The organism is Novosphingobium sp. TK71, assembly GCF_055361505.1.
On sequence record NZ_JBSZKA010000001.1, the window covers coordinates 2,108,073 to 2,126,682 of the forward strand.

Genomic DNA, 18,610 nt, shown 5'->3' on the forward strand with positions numbered 1-18,610 from the left:
GACAGGCTGGCCCGCCTCAACCAGTTGGCGATTCTAATAGTATTGATGCTGGGCTTCCACGCGCCGCATTCCCAACGCAGTCTGCCTTCCAGATCCGCAAGGACGAACGGAGAGGGACTGCCGATACATGTTGACGCTCTACAGCTTTGGCCCTGCGGCCAATTCGCTCAAGCCGCTGCTCGCGCTCTATGAAAAGGGGCTGGAATTCACCCCGCGCTTCGTCGATCCCACGCGGTTCGAGCATCACGAGGACTGGTTCAAGAAGATCAATCCGCGCGGACAGGTGCCCGCGCTCGACCATGACGGCCACATCATCACCGAATCGACGGTGATCTGCGAATACCTCGAAGATGCCTTCCCCGATGCGCCCAAGTTGCGCCCGACCGACCCTGTGCAGATCGCCGAGATGCGCGTGTGGACCAAGTGGGTGGACGAATATTTCTGCTGGTGCGTCTCCACGCTGGGGTGGGAGCGCGGCATCGGGCCGATGGCCCGCGCGCTTTCGGACGAGGAGTTCGAGGCCAAGGTCGCCCGCATCCCGATCCCCGAGCAGCGCACCAAGTGGCGCACCGCCCGTGCCGGCTTCCCCAGGGACGTGCTGGAAGAGGAAATGCGCAAGATCCGCGTCTCGGTGGACCGTGTCGAGAAGCGGCTTTCCGAAAGCACCTGGCTGGTGGGCGAGCAATTCACGCTGGCCGACGTGTGCAACTTCGCCATCGCCAACGGCATGCAGAACAGCTTCGCGGATATCGTGAACCGCGAGGCGACGCCGCATCTGGTGAGCTGGATCGATCGCATCAACGACCGCCCCGGCTGCCAGAAGATGTTCGCCAATTCGAAAAGCGAATTCGGCGATCGCGGCCGCAAGGTCACGGTCTGAAGGGGAGAAGGGCGATGGCCAGGGACAACCGCATCACGCTCTACGATCTGCAGCTCGCTTCGGGCTGCACGATCAGTCCCTTCGTGTGGCGCACCAGGTATGCGCTGGCACACAAGGGTTTCGACGTGGACCTCGTGCCCGGCGGCTTCACCGGCATCGCCGAGCGGACCGGCGGGCGCAGCGAACGCGTGCCGGTGATCGTCGATGACGGCGAATGGGTGCTCGATAGCTGGAAGATCGCGGAATATCTCGACGAGAAATACCCCGACCGCCCCATGCTGTTCGAGGGGCCTTCGATGAAGGAACTGACCAGGTTCCTCGACGCCTGGCTCTGGACGACGGCGATCGGGCCGTGGTTCTCGTGCTATATCCTCGATTACCACGACCTGTCGCTGCCGCAGGACCACGCCTATGTCCGGCACTCGCGCGAGACGATGTTCCTTGGCGGGCGCAAGCTGGAGGACGTGCAGGCCGGGCGCGAGGACCGGCTGCCGCTGGTGCCGCCCACGCTCGAACCCTTCCGCAAGCTGCTGCGCGATACGCCGTGGCTGGGCGGGGAAAAGCCCAACTTCGCCGATTATACGGCGCTGGCGGTGTTCCTCTGGACGGCCTCTGTCGCCACCACCCCGCCGCTTACCGGGGACGATCCCCTGCGCGACTGGCTGGACCGGGGCTTCGACCTCTTCGGCGGGCTGGGCCGTCATCCCGCCATGCACACGCTGTTCGGGCTCCGGCTGCGGCCGGGCGACCCGGAACCCTTCGAATCCGGCGGCGCGGGGATAGAGGTGGCGCCGGTCAATCGCGGCGCCGCGCCGCAGGTCGAACCCGCCGATTGAACGGAGCACAGGCTATGGCATGGCATGACGAGCCGCCGGGCGGCGCCTTGCGGATGTACCACATACCGGGCTGCCCCTTTTCCGAACGGGTCGAGCTGCTGCTGGATCTCAAGGGGCTGTCTGGGCTCATGGCCGATCACGAGATCGACATTTCGCTGGCCCGGCCCGACTGGCTTCTGGCCAAGACGCGGGGAACCACCGCGCTACCGGCGCTGGAACTGGAAAACGGCGAGACGCTGAAGGAGAGCATGGTCATCATGCGCTACTTCGAGGATCGCTTTCCCGAAGTGCCGGTGGCGCGGGCCGATCCCTTCGAACATGCAGTGGAGGCGATGCTTTGCGCCACGGACGGGCAGTTCACCGGCGCGGGTTACCGGATGATCCTCAACCGGGATGCGGCCAAGCGCGAAGAGCACCGGGCCGAAGTCGATGCGCAATATGCCCGCCTCGACGACTTCCTGCGGCACTATGCACCTGACGGGAACTATCTGTTCGACCGGTTCGGCTGGGCGGAAGTTGCCTTCGCGCCGATGTTCAAGCGGCTGTGGTTCCTCGAATACTACGAGGCCTACGAAGTGCCGCAGCACCTTTCGCGCGTGCTGCGCTGGCGCGAGGCGTGCCTTTCGCACCCGGTCGTGCAGCGCCACCACGGGCACCGCGAACTGATGACGCTCTATTACGACTATGCGCAGGGCGGCGGGAACGGGCGCCTGCCGGAAGGCCGCGCGGTGTCGAGCTTCACGCTTGATCCCGCCTGGAACACGCGCCCGATGCCCCCGCGCGACAAGTGGGGACCTCCGGCGACCGACGCCGAACTCGGGCTCATCGCGGCCTGACCATCATCGACGAGAACAACCCTCCAACGGGAGCAGGATCATGAAGAGCTATCCGCAGAACTATATCGACGGCCGCTGGACCGACAGCCGGGGCGGCCGCCGTCATTCGGTGGTCAACCCGGCTACCGAGGGGCAGGCGAGCGAGATCGTGCTGGGCACCGCGGCCGACGTGGACCTTGCCGTGGAAGCCGCGCGGCGGGCGTTCGAGACGTTCTCGCAGACCGGCAAGCAGGAACGCATGGCGCTGATCGGGAAAGTGATCGAAGCCTACAAGGCCCGCATTCCCGACATTGCGGAGGCTATCGCCACCGAAATGGGCTGCCCGATCTCCACGGCCTCGACCGCGCAGGCGGGATCGGGCGTGGCCCATCTCGGACAGGCGCTGGCTTCGCTCGATGCCTTCGAATTTTCCGAGAAGATCGGCGACAATACGGTGCTGCGCGAGCCGATCGGCGTCGTCGCGCTCATCACGCCGTGGAACTGGCCGATGAACCAGATCGTCGCCAAAGTGGGGCCGTGCCTGGCCGCCGGTTGCACGATGATCCTCAAGCCTAGCGAGGAAGCACCCAGTTCCGCCGCGATCTTCGCCGAAGTGATGGAGGCCGCAGGCGTTCCGGCGGGAGTGTTCAACCTCGTGCAGGGTGACGGCGCGGAAGTGGGCACCGCGCTGGCGCGGCATCCTGGGATCGACATGATCTCCTTCACGGGCTCCACCCGCGCCGGGATCATGGTGGCCAAGAACGCCGCCGATACCGTGAAGCGGGTGTCGCAGGAACTGGGCGGCAAGTCGCCTAACATCATCCTCGAAGGCACGCCGCTGGACGTGGCGCTTCCCGGCGGCGTGGGCGGGGTGCTGCTCAACTCCGGCCAGAGCTGCGTGGCGCCTACGCGCATGCTGGTCCACCGTTCGCAGCATGACGATGCGGCCGAGAAGGTGGGCGAGATGTTCGCCGCCAAGCCGGTTGGCGATCCGCTCAGCGAAGGGCCGCACATCGGCCCGGTGGTGAACAAGGCGCAGTACGAGAAGATCCAGGGCCTGATCCAGAAAGGCATCGAAGAAGGCGCGACGCTGGTGACCGGCGGGCTCGGGCGGCCCGAAGGGCTGGACAAGGGCTATTACGTCAAGCCCACCGTCTTCGCCGACGTGACGCCCGACATGACCATCGCGCAGGAGGAAATCTTCGGCCCGGTGCTGGTCATCATGCCTTATGACGATGAAGCCGACGCGGTGCGCATCGCCAATGACACGCCTTACGGCCTTGGCGCCTATATCGCGGGCGATCCGGCGCGGGCGGGCAAGCTGGTGGGCAAGCTGCGCGCGGGCGCGGTCTTCGTGAATTCCGGGGGCCTTGCTTTCGACATGCCGTTCGGCGGTTACAAGCAGTCCGGCAATGGCCGCGAATTCGGCAAGTTCGGGATCGAGGAGTTCCTCGAGGTCAAGTCGGTCATCGGCCAGTACCAGCCGGTCGAGGCGTGACGAAGGGGGGCCGGTATCTCCCGGCCCCATATGCCCGCCCCGCAATGGTCGGACGGGGGCGCTGGGCGGATGGATCAGGTCAGATCGGCGATCGACACGGTTCGTCCGCCCGCCGCCGCGCGGTTTCCCTCGCGGCGCAGGCGCTCGATTTCCAGACGGGCCGCGGGGGCCGGTTCGTCGGGCAGGGCCGCCAGCGAGGCCTCGTAAATCTCGCGAAAATCCTCGGCATATTCGGGGTGGGAGAAGATCAGGGGGGCATTCTCCTCGATCCCGCGCAGGGTCTTCTCGCCCACTTCGAGCGGGTCCATGCCGAGGTCGAAGGCCGTGCCGAACTGCGTCAGCGCCGCGCGGTCAAGCTCGCCGAAGCCGCTTTCGCCGAATGTCTCGGGGCGGCGGAAGGCGCTGTCCCAGGCGTTGGTGCGGGTAAGGCCGGGACAGAGCAGCGATACACCGATGCCCTGCGGGGCAAGGTTGTAGCGCAAGGATTCGGTAAGGCCGCGCACCGCGAACTTGCTGGCGGTGTAGATGCCGGCCTGCGGACCGGAGAGATAGGCGGCCATGGATGCGACATTGACGACATGGCTTCCCGGCCCGGTCCGTTTCAGCAGAGGAAGCAACGCGACAAGTCCGTTTACTACACCTCCGAAGTTCACGCCCATGATCCAGTCGTAATCGGCATGGCTGGCTTCGTCCGTCGGGCCGAACACGGAGACGCCGGCATTGTTCACCAGCACGTCGAGCCGGCCGAAGGTCGCCTCGATTTCCCTGGCGACTTCGGCGAAGCGGGCGCGGTCGGTTACGTCCAGTTTCAGGAAAATCGGCGTTTCCCTGCCATTTTCCGCGAACCGTCGCTCCGCTTCGGCGCGGTAGTCCTCATTGCGGTAGCTTAGCGCAAGCCGGAAACCCGCGTTCGACAAGGCGCGGGCGATTCCGAAGCCCAGGCCCGAAACCCCTCCTGTCACGAAGGCCACGCGTTTGCTGTTTTTCATGACAATCCTCTCGGCAAGACGAATTTATTCGTTAGTGTAGCAAATCAATAATCGAGGAGAGATCGAGATGCCAGAGCCTGATTCGAACCTGCCTCCCGCCCATCTCGAAGCCCGTCTCGATGCGCTGGAGCACCGGGTGGGCGAACTGGAGGATGTGAATGCCATTCGCCGCCTGCACTGGGCCTATGGCTATTACATCGATTTCAACCTGCCGGATCAGGTTGCCGAACTCTTCGCCGAGGACGGCGTGGTCGTGTTCCTGTCGGGCGAGTACGTCGGCCATGCAGGGGTGAAGCGCCTTTACGGCGACTGGATCCAGCAGCGCTTCACCGGCGGAAAGCCGGGGCCGGTGAACGGGTTGCTGCTCGATCATTTCCAGATGCAGGACGTGATCACCGTCGCGCCCGATCGCCAGACCGCCAAGGGGCGCTTTCGCGGCATGCTGTTCGGCGGCTGGCACGACGATTTCCAGGACACGCGCGAGGAGATCATGCCGCAGCAGTTCATGGAAGCCGGCATCTACGAGAACGATTACGTGCGCGAGGACGGCGTGTGGAAGATCAAGCGGCTGGACTACATGATGCAGTGGCAGGGCGATTATGAGCAAGGTTGGGCGCACACCACCTCGCATCTCCAGCCCGCCGCGCTGACGTTCCCCGAGGATCCGATCGGCCCCGATCGCCTGCTGCCGCAAAGCGCCCACCGGCCCACCTGGCCCTATCGCCACGACGTGCCGATGCATTTCGCCCATCCCCGGTTCGGCAATGTTCTGGCTGGTCAGGAAGTGGGCTGAAAATCCGCCGGGACAGCGGCGGGGAGAGCCGCTAGCCTCGCAAAAAAGACGATAAAAGAAAGGGAAAGCGTGCCGGCAACAGATCCGCGTGAGATCATCGAGCGTGCCCCGATGTCACGGGCGCAAGTGGCGACCGTGGCGATCATGGTCGGGCTCAATGCGCTTGACGGGTTCGATGTGCTGTCGATCAGCTTCGCCGCGCCCGGCATCGCGGCGGACTGGGGGATCGACCGGGTGGCGCTGGGGGTCGTGCTGTCGATGGAACTGATCGGCATGGCCATCGGTTCGGTGGTGCTCGGCAGCGTCGCGGACCGGGTCGGGCGGCGGCGCACGATCCTCGGCTGTCTCTGCGTCATGGCGCTGGGCATGGCGATGGCGACGCAGGCGACGGGCGTGGCGACGCTTTCGGTCTGGCGCGTGCTCACCGGGCTCGGCATCGGCGGGATGCTGGCGGCGATCAACGCGGTGACCGCGGAATTCGCCAATGCCCGTCGCCGCAACCTGGCGCTGGCGGTGATGGTGATCGGCTATCCGCTGGGCGCGGTGATCGGCGGGCTCGCTGCCGCCTGGCTGCTGACCCTGTTCGACTGGCACGCGATCTTCTGGTTCGGCTGCCTCGCGACGGCGGCGTTCATCCCGCTGGTGTGGTTCCTGGTGCCGGAGCCGGTGCAGTTCCTGCTGGTGCGGCGCGGTCCGGGCACGCTGGCGCGGGTCAATGCCGTGCTGGCCCGCTGCGGCCATTCTCCGGTTTCGGCGCTGCCGCCGCCCACCGTGGAGGAATCCGCCGCCTCCATCGCGGACATCCTGCGCCCCGGCCTGATCGGCACGACGCTGCTGGTCACATTTGCTTACTTCGCCCATGTCGTGAGCTTCTACTTCATCCTGAAATGGGTGCCGAAGATCGTTGTCGACATCGGCTTTCCTCCGCCCGAAGCGGCCGGTGTGCTGGTGTGGGCGAACCTTGGCGGGGCGATCGGCGGGGCGCTGTTCGGCGTGGCGGTGCAGCGATTGCCGCTGAAGGGCGCGACGGTGGCGGTGCTGCTTGGGTCGTCCGTGATGGTGGCGTTGTTCGGCGCGCTCGGCGTGAACACGCTGGCCGGGCTCTCCGCGCTCGCCTTCGCCTCGGGCCTGTTCACCAACAGCGCGGTGTCCGGGCTCTACACGATCTTCGCGCGGGCCTTCCCCACCCATGTCCGGGCGACCGGCACCGGCTTTGCCATCGGCGTCGGGCGCGGCGGCGCGGCGCTGTCTCCCATCGTGGCAGGCATGCTCTTCGAGGCGGGCCTGCCGCTGGCCATGGTTTCCACGCTGATTGCCGGCGGCTCGTTCCTCGCGGCAATCGCCCTGTCCTGCCTCAAGCTGCGCGTGCGCGGCTGATTGGAGGTTCGTCTTGCAATACCAGTCGCATGTCGATGCCCTTGTCCGGCATCTGGAGATCACGCCCTTCCTTTCGGACCTTGCCGAGGCGGGCGTGGAGGTCGATCCCGAAACCTGGGGGCACGTCGTCACGCAGGCCGGGCGCATGGCGGAAGAGCTGGTAGCGCCGCTCGATCCGGTGCTGGACCGGCAGGGCGCTCAGGTGGCGTGCGGCCGCGTGCGGACCGCGCCCGGCCACCGCGAGGCCTGGGCGCGCTATGCGCAGGACGGCTGGCTCGGGCTGCCGCTGCCGGAAGCGATGGGCGGCATGGGGTTGCCGTTGCTCCTGCAGGGCGCCTGCGAGGAACTGCTCAACCGCGCCTCGCCCGCCTTTGCCATGCTGGCCACCCCGGGCCGCACGGCGGCGGAGCTGCTGCTGGAAAGCGCGGCGGAAGAGCTGGCCGGGGAATGGGTGCCGCGCCTGCTTTCGGGCGAATGGGCCGCCACTATCTGCATTTCCGAACCTGACGCCGGCTCGGACGTCGGTCGCATCCGCACGCGGGCGGTAAAGGGCGAAGACGGCGCATGGCGCGTGACTGGCGAGAAATGCTGGATTTCCTATGGCGACCATGATCTTGCCGGGCGGATCGGGCACTTCATGCTGGCCCGGTCTGGCGAAGGGCAGGGCGTTCGCGGGCTCGGCCTGTTCCTCGTGCCTGACGGCGACGGGGAGGGCGCGCGTGGCGGCGTGTTCCTGCGCCGGATCGAGGAGAAGCTCGGCCTTCATGGCTCGCCGACTTGCGTGCTCGGCTTCGAGAATGCGCCCGCCGTGCTGATCGGGCAGGAGGGCCGCGGGCTCCAGACCCTGTTCCACATGATGCTGCGTATGCGGTTTTCCTGCGGTCCGCAGGGGATCGGGGTGGCCAGCGGAGCCTTCGAAACCGCTCTGCGCTATGCGCAGGAGCGGCGACAGGGCGGCGCCCCCGATGCACCGCCCGTGCCCATTGCCGCTCATGCCGATGTACAGCGGATGCTGCTGGGCATGGCGGGCAGGATCGAGACCGCGCGCGCACTGGCGCTGGCCTGTGCGACGGCGCTGGAACTCGGCAGCCGCGCTGCGGACGGGGACGCGCGGGCGCAGTGGCTGTCGCTCGCGCAATTCCTGTTGCCCATCGTAAAGGACGGCGCGGCGCGGCTCGCCTTCGACGTGGCGAGCGAGGCGCTGCAGGTGCTGGGCGGGGCCGGCTATACCTGCGAGTGGCCGGTCGAGCAGCGGCTGCGCGATGCGCGGGTCTTCTCGGTGTTCGAAGGGACCAGCGGCATTCAGGCCATCGACATGCTTCACCGCCGCCTCTGGCGCGAGGAGGGCGAGGGGCTGGCGCGCTTCCTTGCATGGGCGCGCGGCGAATTGCGGGATGGCGAGCCCTCCCGCCAACTGGCGCAAGTGCTGGACCTGCTGGAGCGGACCGCCGCCGATCTTGCGGCCATGCGGGGCGCGGCGCGAGGGGCAGAGGCCGGCGCGACAGCCTTCCTGGACTTGTGCGGCATGGCCGCCTGCGGCTGGATGGCGCTACGCCTGGTCCACCGCGCGGGCGACGATGCGGTGGGCAGGCGCATGAAGGCGGCGGCGCGTTTTCATCTCGCCGAATTGCCCGTTCGCGCCGAAGCGCAGGCCGGGCTGGCGCGCCTTGGTGCGCAGCGGCTGGAGGGGATCGCCGCGCTTCTCGATTAGCGGGCTTTCGGTGGCGCCGCTCTCAGAGGCCGCCGATATCGACGTCGTGAATGCGCTTCAGGAGGGCTGCGAGCATGTGGAACTCGGCATCGGAGAAGCGTTCGCGCAGCCATAGTCCGAGTTCGCCGCTGCGCTCATGCGCGGCGGAAAGCATGGCCACGCCCTGCTCGGTGATTTCCAGCGTCTGGCGGCGGCGATCCTCGGTGGATTGCCCGCGCACGATCAGTTCGCGGCCTTCCAGACGGTTGATGATGCCCATCACCGTGGCGCGGTCCATCTGGAGCGTTCGGCCGATGTCGGCTTGCGAGGTGCCGGGATTCTCGGCGATCAGGAGCATCGCGGTAAGCTGGGTCTGGGTAATGCCCAGATCGCTGAAGATCTCCGAAAAACGGCGCTGCGTGGCGCTTTGGGCCAGGCGCAGGTGCAGGTCCAGAACGTGATCTAGCGTGCGACCGGCTGTCAGTCCCGCGAATGTTTCGGCGTCTCTCATCACGTCCTGTTGCGAGCGTTTGCGGGAATCGTCAAGCGATGGCTTGGAAAATAATTGTCAGTGAAGCATACAATATCGCGACGACAATATAAGACTGGAGAGGTTATGGCCCATTTCCCGGAAACCCCGAGCTTTACCGGGTTCAACACCCCATCGCGGATCGAGGCGGATATCGCCGACCTTGCGCATGAGGGCACGATTCCGCCCGAACTGAACGGTGCGTTCTTCCGCGTCCAGCCCGATCCGCAGTTCCCGCCGCGCCTTGGCGACGATATCGCCTTCAACGGCGACGGCATGATCACGCGGTTCCATATCCACGACGGCCGGTGCGACTTGCGCCAGCGCTGGGCCCATACCGACAAGTGGAAGCTGGAACGCGAAGCCGGAAAGGGGCTGTTCGGCGCCTATCGCAATCCGTTGACGGACGATCCCGCGGTGGAGGGCCGGTTCCGCTCCACTGCGAACACCAATGCCTGGATCTACGCGGGCAAGCTCTGGGCGATGAAGGAGGACAGCCCGGCGCTGCTGATGGACCCGGCGACGATGGAGACCATCGGTTTCGAGACCTTCGGCGGGGCCATGCGCGGGCAGACCTTCACCGCGCATCCCAAGGTCGATCCGGTCACCGGCAACATGGTGGCGATCGGTTATGCCGCCTCGGGGCTCTGCACCGACGACGTGGCCTATTACGAGGTCGGCCCCGATGGCGCGCTGCTGCGCGAGGTGTGGTTCAAGGCGCCCTACTATTGCATGATGCACGATTTCGCGATCACCCAGGACTACTTGGTGATCCACATCGTGCCCTCCGTGGGAAGCTGGGACCGGCTCGAAAAGGGCCTTCCGCACTTCGGGTTCGACCCGAGCCTGCCGGTCTATCTGGGCGTGCTGCCGCGCCGAGAAGGGGTGACAGGCGAGGAGATCCGCTGGTTCCGCCGCGACAATTGCTTCGCCAGCCATGTCCTGAACGCATGGCAGGAGGGATCGCGGGTCCACTTCCTCACCGCCGAGGCGAAGAACAACATGTTCCCGTTCTTCCCGGACGTCCACGGCGCGCCGTTCAACGGCATGGAGGCGATGAGCTATCTGACCGACTGGACCGTGGACATGGCCTCCAACGGCGATAGCTTCGAGGCGATTAGCCGCCTTTCCGATACCGCCGCCGAGTTCCCCCGCATCGACGACCGCTTCACCGGGCGCAAGACGCGTTACGGCTGGATGCTGGAGATGGACATGCGCCGCCCGGTGGAGCTGCGTGGCGGCAGCGCGGGCGGGCTGCTGATGAACTGCCTGTTCCTCAAGGACCTCGAAACCGGGCGCGAGCAGCACTGGTGGTGCGGGCCGGTGTCCAGCTTGCAGGAACCGTGCTTCGTGCCCCGCTCCGCCGATGCGCCCGAGGGGGACGGCTGGATCGTGCAGGTCTGCAACCGGCTGGAGGACCACCGCAGCGACCTGCTGATCTTCGATGCGCTCGATATCGAGAAGGGGCCGGTGGCGACCATCCACGTTCCGATCCGGCTGCGCTTCGGGCTCCACGGCAACTGGGCCGATGCCGGTGCGATCGGGCTGGCGGCCTGAGGAGGAAGGCCCGCAAAAAAGGGGAGAAGCCGCTGCCGGGGCAGGCGGCTTCTCCCAAGCTTCCGGCGGTTGCGGGCCGAAAAGGCGGATGGGTTCGGCGGAATTCAGTCCGCGATGCCGGCGCGGGCCTTGAGGTTCGCCTCATCCCGGGCGGCGCGGCGGGAAACAAGCAGGATCAGCACCACGATGGGCACGGCGACCACGTTGATGCTCAGCATCGCCGTGCGCAGATCGCCGGTGATGTCGGATATCAGCCCGACCACATAAGGGCCCACGCCCATGCCGAGAATGGTCATGACCAGCAGGTAGAGGCTGGCGGTGAGCCCCCTCATGCGCGGCAGGACCTGATCGTAGAGGATCGCGTAGAGCGGCGGCATCCATCCTGTCAGCACGATGCTGTAGACCACGAAGCGCAAGTAGAAGTCCCCGGGCGAAGGTGCCCCGTAGACCCAGAACGACAGCAGCGGCGACAGGCCCATCGACATCAGCGCGATTCCCGCCCGGCCGCCGCCGGGAAACCGCTGGTGCAGCCGGTCGGACAGCGGCCCCCAGATCAGCGGGCCGACGATGCCGGTCGCGGCCGAGAGCAGGCCGAACTGCAAGGCGGTGTCGGCCAGCGAGAGGTGGTAGGTGCGGATCAGGAAACTGGGGTTGAAGGCCATCATTCCGTAGTTGATCGTCGATTGCAGCGTACCCACGGCAATCGCCATGATGAGGGTCGGCGATCCGGCGATCACGCGGAAGGCCTGCCGGTCGCTGGCCTTCACCCCTTGCAGCAGGTTGACGACGACCAGCAGGCCAATGCCGATCACCAGCCATTGCAGGACGTGCGGATCGATCGCGAAGGCGCCGAAGCCGAGCGGCGGGCGCGGTGACCGGGCCATGCCGATCCGCGCCAGCACGGTTCCCGCCACCACGATCAGGGCGAGTGCGGCAAAGTTGATGGCCACGCTGCGCAGGCTTGCCCGGCGCAGCGCCATGGCCACCCAGTGGCAGCCCGGCGTCACCGCGCCCAGCAGCGAGAGGCTGGCACGGAAGGGATGCGGATCGGGCGGCGTGGCGATGCCGTCCATCACGCCGCGTTCGGGTTCGCGCAGGCGCCAGAGGAAGATCGAAAGCACGAAGCCGGGCGCGGCGGCCACGAGGAAGGCGAATTGCCAGCCCTTCAGGCCCAGCGGCGCGGTGCCCGGCACGAAGGCGTCGCTCCACATCTGCGCGGCCAGTCCGCCCAGTACCAGCGATCCGCCCAGCCCCAGCGCAATGGCCGAGGCCATCACCGCCATCACGAAGCCCCGCCGGTGGCGCGGCCAGTAATCGTAGATCAGCGAGGTGCCCGCAGGCTGCGTCGCCGCTTCGCCGATGCCGACGCAGAGGCGGGACGCGGCCAGCATGGCGAAGCTGGAGGTCATCCCCGCCATGGCGGTGGCGGCCGACCAGAACAGGATGCTCAGCGACAGCAGCCGCCCGCGCAGCCAGCCATCGGCAAGGCGGCCGACCGGCAGCGAGAACAGCGCGTAGAACAGTGCGAAGACGGTGCCGAACAGCAGGCCCATCTCGGCATCGCCGATACCGAGGTCCTGTTTGATCGCCGGGGCCAGGATCGCGAGGATCTGGCGGTCCAGCAGGCTCATCGCATTGGTCAGGGCGATCAGCGCCAGCGCGTACCATCCGCCGCGCGCGACATGGCGGGCCGGACCCGTCGCGACCTGTCCGACCGGCGGTTTCACGTCTGCCTTCACAGGGCGAACCAGCGTTCGGCGTTGGTCTGGAAGAACTTGCGCTTCACCTCCGGAGCCATGTCCATGGCATCGAGCTCGCGGACCTCTCCGGCTTCGTACTGATAGGGATAGTCCATGGCGTACATCACCCGGTCCTCCCCCATGACCTGCTGGGCGAAGCGGATCGCCGGTTCCCAGGCCATCCCGCTGCACGTTACCAGCACGTTGCTGCGGAAGTATTCGGCGATGGTCTTGTTGAGCGGCTTCATCCGTTCGTAGCGCTGGGAGCGGATTCCGGCCTGGTGCATGTAGTCCAGCCGGTAGAGCCAGTATGGCAGCGCCTCGCCCATGTGGCCGACCATGATCTGGAGGTCGGGATAGCGGTCGAAGATGCCGATGGTGATGAGCCGCAGCAGGTGCATCCCGGTTTCCACGCCGAAGCCGTAGATCGCGCCGTCCAGCCCGGATTCGAGCAGCGGCCCGATCATCGCGTCGGGCGGCGTGCCGGGATGGATGTAAAGCGGCTGGTCGGTATCGGCCAGCGCGCGGAAGATCGGGTCGAAGGCAGGATCGTCGAGATAGCGGCCTTGCGTGTGGCTGTTGATCTGTACGCCCCGGAAACCCAGCTCGAAAGCGCCGCGCCGGATCTCGCGGGCGGACCATTCCGGGTCCTGCGGCGCCACGGCGGTCATGCCGATGAAGCGATCCGGGTGGGCTTCGCAGCGTTCGGCCAGCAGGTCGTTCGCGGAAAGCGCGATGCCGCGCGCCTCGTCCAGGTCGAGCAGGGGCTGGACGCCCGGCGAAGTGAGCGCGAGCACGGCCTTGTCGATGCCGGTCGCGTCCATGTCGGCGATGCGGCGCTCGCCGAGATCGAGCAGGCGCTCGATGATCTGCATCGCGCGTTCGCTGGGGCTCTGGGCATAAAACCCCCAGAGCGAGGTCATGCCCCGGTCCGCCGTGCCGTCGCGCACCATGCGCAAGTAGACGTCGATCTGTTCGCGCGTGGCGAAGGCTTCCTCGGTGGCGATGCGCAAGTAGCCCTGCCTGCCGCCGGTCCTGAGGGCGCCGGTTTCGGGTGTGGTGGCCGGCAATTCGTCGATCATCTGCAATCCCATCCTCTTATCCTTCGTGGACGGCCTTGGTGACGAGGCAGGCCATGACGCCTTCCGGTCCGTCCTCGTGCCCATGTCCCGACCATTTGACCCCGCCGAACGGCGCATCGGCCCCGCCGATCATGGTGGTGTTGATGCCGAGCATTCCGGTTTCGATCTGCGCGGCGAGGCGTTTCTGCCGTGCCCCGTCGCCGGTCCAGGCATAGGCGGCGAGCCCATAGGGCAGGCGGTTGGCCTCCTCGATCATCGCCTCCTCCCCGGAGAAGCGGTTGATGAGCGCGACGGGGCCGAACGGCTCCTCGTTCATGATCCGCGCGGAGAGGGGCGTGTCGGACAGCACGGTGGGGGCATAGAAGAAGCCGCGGTTGCCGATCCGCTCGCCGCCTGCCTCCAGCCGGGCGCCCGCCGCCACCGCCTCGCGCACGAGTGCGTCGATGGCCTCGACCCGCCGCGGATTGGCGAGCGGGCCGACCTGGCTCTCCGGCGCAAGGCCGTCTCCCACTTTCAACCCGCGCGCGCGGCGGGCGAAGCCTTCGCGGAAATCCTCGAACACCGCATCCTCGACGATGAAGCGGGTGGGCGAGACGCAGACCTGCCCGGCGTTGCGATACTTGTGGCTCACCACGGTATCGAGCACGCGGTCGAGGTCCACGTCGGCGAAGACCAGCACCGGGCCGTGCCCGCCCAGTTCCATGGTCGTGCGCTTGAGGTCGTCTGCGGCGAGTTTCGCAAGGTGGCGGCCCACCGTGGTCGATCCCGTGAAGGACAGCTTGCGGATCACCGGGCTGGCCAGCAGGTGGCGGCTCACTTCGTCCGGCGCGCCGAACACGGCTTGCGCCGCCGCCGGCGGAAGGCCCGCGTCGAGCAGGCACTGCAGCACCGCGAGCGCCGAGGCCGGGGTTTCCTCCGCCGCCTTCAGGATGACAGAGCACCCCGCCGCGATCGGCGCGCCAAGCTTGCGGCCGGGGTTGCCGATGGGAAAGTTCCACGGTGCGAATGCGGCGACCGGGCCTACCGGTTCATGGACCACGGTAGAGCGCATCCCTTCCGGGCGCACCAGCGCGCGGCCGTAAAGGCGGAAGCACTCTCCGGCGTAGAATTCGAACAGGCCGATGTTCATGCCCACTTCCACGCGGGCCTCGCTCAGGGTCTTGCCCTGTTCGAGCACGGCGACATGGGCGATCTCCTCGCACCGCTCGCGCATCAGCCGCGCGGCGCCCTGCAGCACATCGGCGCGCTGCTGCGGCGTGGATCTTCGCCAGAGGCGGAAGCCGGCGGCGGCCACCTCCAGCGCGCGGTCGAGATCGGCGGCGTCGGCAAGCGGGAGCTGGCCCAGCACTTCGCCGGTGGCGGGATTGAGCACGGCGTGCGTGCGGCGCGTGCCGCCGGATACGCGTTCGCCGTCGATGATCATGGAAAGCGCGGGGTACTGGATCATGCCTCACCTGGGCCGGAGGAATGGGGAGCCTGTCCGCCGGGGAGGGAGCCCCGGCGGACAGGCGGACGCGCGCTGCGCGTCTCTACTCGGCGGGAACGGCTGTGCTGCGCGCGTTCTCGCGATCGATGTCGCCCTGCCAGCGCTCCGCCACCATGGGCTTTCCGGTAACCGGGTGAGGCAGGTGGAACGGCAGCAGCTTGTGCGTCGGCCACAGCCAGTGATCCTCGATCAGGGCATCGGGGCCGCTGGGGTCTTCCGGGTAGAGGGTCTTGGGGAAGGGCACGTATTCGGCCTCGGTGAAGGCCCAGCCCTTGTCGAAATCGGCGTGCCAGTGCGGGAAGTAGTTGAGCACATGGATGCGCCAGACGCCGTCCACCTTCTTGTAGGTGTTCTCGTAAATGCCGCCTTCCCACCACTGGCGCGCATTGGCGGTGAGGGGGTTGGAGGGGTCGGTATAGTCGCGGTGCCGGCCGGCCTGCATCATCGAGCGGGCGCGGGCATGGGCGGTTACGCCGTCCGCCTCGATGGTGACGATGTCCTGCAACTGCGGATGGTCGAGCAGGAAGCCGTCGATCGGGCCGTTGTTGCCGTGCGTGAAACGCTTCTGGAACCGTTCGACATAGAGGCGGTGCACGCCCTCCCGGCCCTTCCACACGCCGCCGAAGAAGCGCACTTCGCCATCTTCGGTGAACAGGTCGATCACTTCGTTGTACATGCACTTGTCGATCAGGTAGCCGTAGAGATGCTGGAGCTTGCGCACGTCAAGCTCGTCCTCGCGCACGGTGAGGCGGCGTGCCAGTTCAGCCACTTGCGCTTCCAGCGCGTTGATCCGGTCAGTGTCGGCCATTTCGGTTCTCTCCTTGTCGTCCTGTTGGTTTTCAATTGGCAGGATCGTTACATTCCAAGCGCTTCGAGGCGCTCGATCTCCTCGCGATAGGGGCGGATGGCGCGGTAGATGCACAGCGTTGCCAACGGCAGCAGGACCACGGCGGTGATCTCCAGCGCCAGCCAGAGCTTCGCCGGATCGACCACGATGTATTGCGCGACCAGACCGATCACGAAGCTGCCCATCGCCCCGAAGAACGTGAACATGAACAGGTAGATCGCCGTCACCTGGCCGCGCATGGCATTGGGCGCCACGCGCTGGATCGCGGCGTTCTGCGGCACCGCCCCGGCAATCCCGAACATCGCGCCAAAGGACATGACGAGGATCGAGAGCAGCCCGGTTGGCATCAGCGGCGCCAGGATCGAGCAGACCGTCACCACCGCAAAGCAGATGAAGGCGGCGCGCACGTTGGCGTCCTTGTGGCGCCTCGCCAGCCATTCGACGAAAGTACCGCCCAGCAGCAGCCCGAGCAGCGAGGAAACCAGCACGGTCACGGACGTTACCGCGCCGATCTGCGCCTCGTTCCAGCCATAAGTGCGGATCAGGAACGGCACGCGCCAGAAGGCGAGGCCGAAGCTCTCCAGCGCGCTGAGCGCAAGGCCGAGGAACAGCGGATAATAGACCCGGCGGTTGGCGCGGATCGCCTTGGCGGCATCGAGGCCGGTGAAGGTCATGACGCGGCGGGCGAGCGTCGCCCCCTCGGGGATCTGCGATGCGATGTCGTGACGGACCAGCCGCTGCGGCTCACGCACGGTCAGGAACAGCAGGGCGATGAGAAAGGCGGGCATCCCGATCCACACCAGTATCCACTGCCAGCCCAGGATGCGCAGCGGCCCGAGGGCGGTCGGCGCCCAGTGCGCGGTCAGGGCGATGAGCTGGCCGCCCACCAGTGGGCCGAGCGTCGATCCGCCGATGAAGCCGAATTGCAGGATCGCGAAGGCGCGGGTGATCTTTTTGGGCGGGAACATGTCCGCGATAAGCGAATAGGACGAGGGCGCATGGGCCGATCCGCCTGCCGCCAGGAACACGCGGCTGCCCACGAACTGGGTGAAGGTCTGCGCGATCCCGCCCAGCATCGTGACGAACCCGATCACCGTGACCCCGCCTGCCAGCACATATTTGCGCGGCCAGATATCGGCGAGCCGGGCCAGCGGGATGCCGACGAAGAGATAGCAGATGATGCTGGCGGGCCCGGCCAGGAAGCCGAGCTGCGAATCGGTGAGGCCGAAGTCGGTCTTGATTCGCTCCGCCAGCATGCCGAACACGACCTGGTCGAAGAAGGTCAGGAAGGTGGCAAGGACGATTACCGTCAGCGCCCAGTAGGCCGAGGCCGAACCCGGCCAATTGCGTTCTTCCGCGCCCTGCGGGGCGGTTCCGGGCGCCGGTTCCTCGATTGGCGCGATACTGGCTGCTGCTACCGCCATGGCCTCTCCCATCCATCCTCTCGCCCTGTCGTGTTCGGCATAGGCTCATTCGTGATTGTTAGCCTTGCATACAATCTCTCGATGGTGAACAAAAGAGATCAGATTCGAAAAAAGCACATCGAGAGAGGAGAGAGGGCATGCAGGATCTTCCGGGGAAGACCGCTTTCGTGACGGGCGGGGCCAGTGGTATCGGACTGGGAATTGCGAAGGCGCTGCTGGGCGCGGGCATGAACGTGACCATCGCCGATATCCGGCAGGACCATCTTGACGAAGCGGTGGCCGAACTGGACGGGGGCGAGCGGGTTCTGGCGATCCGGCTGGACGTGACCGACCGTGCCGCCTTTGCCGCGGCGGCGGATCGGGCAGAGGCCAGGTTCGGCAGGATTCACCTGCTTTGCAACAATGCCGGCGTCGCTGTCGTCGGCCCGACCGACGTTGCCACGTTTGCCGACTGGGACTGGGTGATGGGCGTCAACCTGGGCGGCACGGTCAACGGAATCGTCACGATTTTGCCTAGAATCCTGTCACATGGCGAAGGTGGGCATATCGTCAACACGGCTTCGATGTCGGCGCTCGTGCCGGCTCCGGGGACGACGATCTACTCCTCCGGCAAGGCGGCGGTCGCCTCCATGATGGAATGCATGAGACCCGAACTGGAATCCCGCGGAGTGATCTGTTCGGCGTTCTGTCCCGGCGCGGTCCAGTCCAACATCGCGCAGGCCAGCCAGACCCGCCCCGACGCGCTTGGGGAGACCGGTTATGCCGAGGCCGACAAGGGCCGCCAGGCGGGCGGGCAGTTCTTCCACCTCTACCAGACCAAGGAGGAAGTGGGGCAGCGGGTGCTGGAGGGCATTCTCAACGACGAGCTTTACATCCTCACGCACGGAGAGTTCCTGGTGGGTGTGCGCGAGCGCGGGGAAGCCACCACGGCAGCGGTCCAGACCCAGCTTCCGGATAACGAAGAATATAAGCGTACCTTCGCAATTCTGTTCCGCAATCCGGCCATCACCGATGAGATCGCGCGCCAGAACCGCCTCCGCGCGGACCAGCGCGCCGAAGCCTGAGGAG

General features: G+C 66.6%; 16 protein-coding genes. 9 read left to right on the forward strand and 7 right to left on the reverse strand.

The window, feature by feature from the left end; genetic code table 11:
• The first annotated feature begins 127 nt into the window (after positions 1–127).
• The 4 genes from ACXJ16_RS25145 to ACXJ16_RS25160 are packed head-to-tail and all read left to right on the forward strand — an operon-like array spanning position 128 to position 4,029.
• Entirely contained in the window at positions 128–880 is a 753-nt protein-coding gene (locus ACXJ16_RS25145; protein ID WP_463922464.1) for a glutathione S-transferase family protein, read from the forward strand.
• 14 nt (positions 881–894) lie between these two features.
• On the forward strand, positions 895–1,716 hold the full coding sequence (locus ACXJ16_RS25150; RefSeq protein WP_463922465.1) for a beta-etherase: 822 nt from the start codon (positions 895–897) through the stop codon (positions 1,714–1,716).
• A 53-nt stretch (positions 1,717–1,769) separates the two neighbouring features.
• Positions 1,770–2,552 carry a glutathione S-transferase family protein gene (locus tag ACXJ16_RS25155; RefSeq protein ID WP_054436063.1) on the forward strand — a complete coding sequence of 261 codons (783 nt, stop codon included), beginning with the start codon at positions 1,770–1,772 and terminating at the stop codon, positions 2,550–2,552.
• A 40-nt stretch (positions 2,553–2,592) separates the two neighbouring features.
• A complete protein-coding gene (locus tag ACXJ16_RS25160) occupies positions 2,593–4,029 on the forward strand; it encodes an aldehyde dehydrogenase family protein (protein WP_463922466.1) in 1,437 nt (478 codons plus the stop codon).
• Positions 4,030–4,103: 74 nt separating this feature from the next.
• Here ACXJ16_RS25160 and ACXJ16_RS25165 read toward each other — a convergent pair whose 3' ends face one another.
• A complete protein-coding gene (locus ACXJ16_RS25165) occupies positions 4,104–5,018 on the reverse strand; it encodes an SDR family oxidoreductase (protein ID WP_443478505.1) in 915 nt (304 codons plus the stop codon).
• Between the two features lie 67 nt (positions 5,019–5,085).
• On the opposite strand from ACXJ16_RS25165, the gene ACXJ16_RS25170 reads away from it, so the two are divergent.
• The 3 genes from ACXJ16_RS25170 (at position 5,086) to ACXJ16_RS25180 (ending at position 8,899) form a co-directional block, all read left to right on the forward strand.
• A complete protein-coding gene (locus ACXJ16_RS25170; protein ID WP_054436037.1) occupies positions 5,086–5,811 on the forward strand; it encodes a nuclear transport factor 2 family protein in 726 nt (241 codons plus the stop codon).
• Positions 5,812–5,880: 69 nt separating this feature from the next.
• Complete coding sequence (locus tag ACXJ16_RS25175; protein ID WP_443478504.1) at positions 5,881–7,188, forward strand: MFS transporter; 1,308 nt, start codon at positions 5,881–5,883, stop codon at positions 7,186–7,188.
• 13 nt (positions 7,189–7,201) lie between these two features.
• The gene (locus tag ACXJ16_RS25180) at positions 7,202–8,899 is read left to right on the forward strand and encodes an acyl-CoA dehydrogenase family protein (protein WP_463922467.1); all 1,698 of its coding nucleotides are present in this window, start codon (positions 7,202–7,204) and stop codon (positions 8,897–8,899) included.
• Between the two features lie 22 nt (positions 8,900–8,921).
• On the opposite strand, the gene ACXJ16_RS25185 is transcribed toward ACXJ16_RS25180, so the two are convergent.
• Positions 8,922–9,389: a MarR family winged helix-turn-helix transcriptional regulator gene (locus ACXJ16_RS25185; protein ID WP_054436039.1), complete on the reverse strand. Its 468-nt coding sequence runs from the start codon at positions 9,387–9,389 to the stop codon at positions 8,922–8,924.
• 105 nt (positions 9,390–9,494) lie between these two features.
• Between ACXJ16_RS25185 and ACXJ16_RS25190 the strand changes: the two genes are divergently transcribed.
• A complete protein-coding gene (locus tag ACXJ16_RS25190; protein ID WP_463922468.1) occupies positions 9,495–10,964 on the forward strand; it encodes a lignostilbene-alpha,beta-dioxygenase in 1,470 nt (489 codons plus the stop codon).
• A 104-nt stretch (positions 10,965–11,068) separates the two neighbouring features.
• Here the strand turns inward: ACXJ16_RS25190 and ACXJ16_RS25195 are convergent, their stop codons facing one another.
• The 5 genes from ACXJ16_RS25195 to ACXJ16_RS25215 all read right to left on the reverse strand — a co-directional run bounded on the left by ACXJ16_RS25195 (position 11,069) and on the right by ACXJ16_RS25215 (position 17,542).
• The gene (locus ACXJ16_RS25195) at positions 11,069–12,691 is read right to left on the reverse strand and encodes an MFS transporter (protein WP_463922469.1); all 1,623 of its coding nucleotides are present in this window, start codon (positions 12,689–12,691) and stop codon (positions 11,069–11,071) included.
• Positions 12,692–12,699: 8 nt separating this feature from the next.
• Complete coding sequence (locus ACXJ16_RS25200) at positions 12,700–13,797, reverse strand: amidohydrolase family protein (protein WP_463922470.1); 1,098 nt, start codon at positions 13,795–13,797, stop codon at positions 12,700–12,702.
• 4 nt (positions 13,798–13,801) lie between these two features.
• On the reverse strand, positions 13,802–15,232 hold the full coding sequence (locus tag ACXJ16_RS25205) for an NAD-dependent succinate-semialdehyde dehydrogenase (protein WP_463922471.1): 1,431 nt from the start codon (positions 15,230–15,232) through the stop codon (positions 13,802–13,804).
• Positions 15,233–15,314: 82 nt separating this feature from the next.
• Positions 15,315–16,079: a nuclear transport factor 2 family protein gene (locus ACXJ16_RS25210; RefSeq protein WP_463922472.1), complete on the reverse strand. Its 765-nt coding sequence runs from the start codon at positions 16,077–16,079 to the stop codon at positions 15,315–15,317.
• Between the two features lie 47 nt (positions 16,080–16,126).
• On the reverse strand, positions 16,127–17,542 hold the full coding sequence (locus ACXJ16_RS25215) for an MFS transporter (protein ID WP_463922473.1): 1,416 nt from the start codon (positions 17,540–17,542) through the stop codon (positions 16,127–16,129).
• A gap of 137 nt (positions 17,543–17,679) precedes the next feature.
• Between ACXJ16_RS25215 and ACXJ16_RS25220 the strand changes: the two genes are divergently transcribed.
• Positions 17,680–18,606, forward strand: coding sequence for an SDR family NAD(P)-dependent oxidoreductase (locus tag ACXJ16_RS25220; RefSeq protein WP_185999291.1), 927 nt, complete (start codon positions 17,680–17,682; stop codon positions 18,604–18,606).
• Positions 18,607–18,610: the final 4 nt, after the last annotated feature.

What these genes read in the sequence shown, in the direction of transcription:
- ACXJ16_RS25150 (WP_463922465.1), top strand. Translation starts at nt 895, where the DNA reads ATGGCCAGGGACAACCGCATCACGCTCTACGATCTGCAGCTCGCTTCG.
- ACXJ16_RS25200 (WP_463922470.1), bottom strand. Translation starts at nt 13,797, where the DNA reads ATGGGATTGCAGATGATCGACGAATTGCCGGCCACCACACCCGAAACC.
- ACXJ16_RS25185 (WP_054436039.1), bottom strand. Translation starts at nt 9,389, where the DNA reads ATGAGAGACGCCGAAACATTCGCGGGACTGACAGCCGGTCGCACGCTA.
- ACXJ16_RS25220 (WP_185999291.1), top strand. Translation starts at nt 17,680, where the DNA reads ATGCAGGATCTTCCGGGGAAGACCGCTTTCGTGACGGGCGGGGCCAGT.
- ACXJ16_RS25190 (WP_463922468.1), top strand. Translation starts at nt 9,495, where the DNA reads ATGGCCCATTTCCCGGAAACCCCGAGCTTTACCGGGTTCAACACCCCA.
- ACXJ16_RS25170 (WP_054436037.1), top strand. Translation starts at nt 5,086, where the DNA reads ATGCCAGAGCCTGATTCGAACCTGCCTCCCGCCCATCTCGAAGCCCGT.
- ACXJ16_RS25155 (WP_054436063.1), top strand. Translation starts at nt 1,770, where the DNA reads ATGTACCACATACCGGGCTGCCCCTTTTCCGAACGGGTCGAGCTGCTG.
- ACXJ16_RS25165 (WP_443478505.1), bottom strand. Translation starts at nt 5,018, where the DNA reads ATGAAAAACAGCAAACGCGTGGCCTTCGTGACAGGAGGGGTTTCGGGC.
- ACXJ16_RS25205 (WP_463922471.1), bottom strand. Translation starts at nt 15,232, where the DNA reads ATGATCCAGTACCCCGCGCTTTCCATGATCATCGACGGCGAACGCGTA.
- ACXJ16_RS25145 (WP_463922464.1), top strand. Translation starts at nt 128, where the DNA reads ATGTTGACGCTCTACAGCTTTGGCCCTGCGGCCAATTCGCTCAAGCCG.
- ACXJ16_RS25215 (WP_463922473.1), bottom strand. Translation starts at nt 17,542, where the DNA reads ATGGCGGTAGCAGCAGCCAGTATCGCGCCAATCGAGGAACCGGCGCCC.
- ACXJ16_RS25210 (WP_463922472.1), bottom strand. Translation starts at nt 16,079, where the DNA reads ATGGCCGACACTGACCGGATCAACGCGCTGGAAGCGCAAGTGGCTGAA.
- ACXJ16_RS25160 (WP_463922466.1), top strand. Translation starts at nt 2,593, where the DNA reads ATGAAGAGCTATCCGCAGAACTATATCGACGGCCGCTGGACCGACAGC.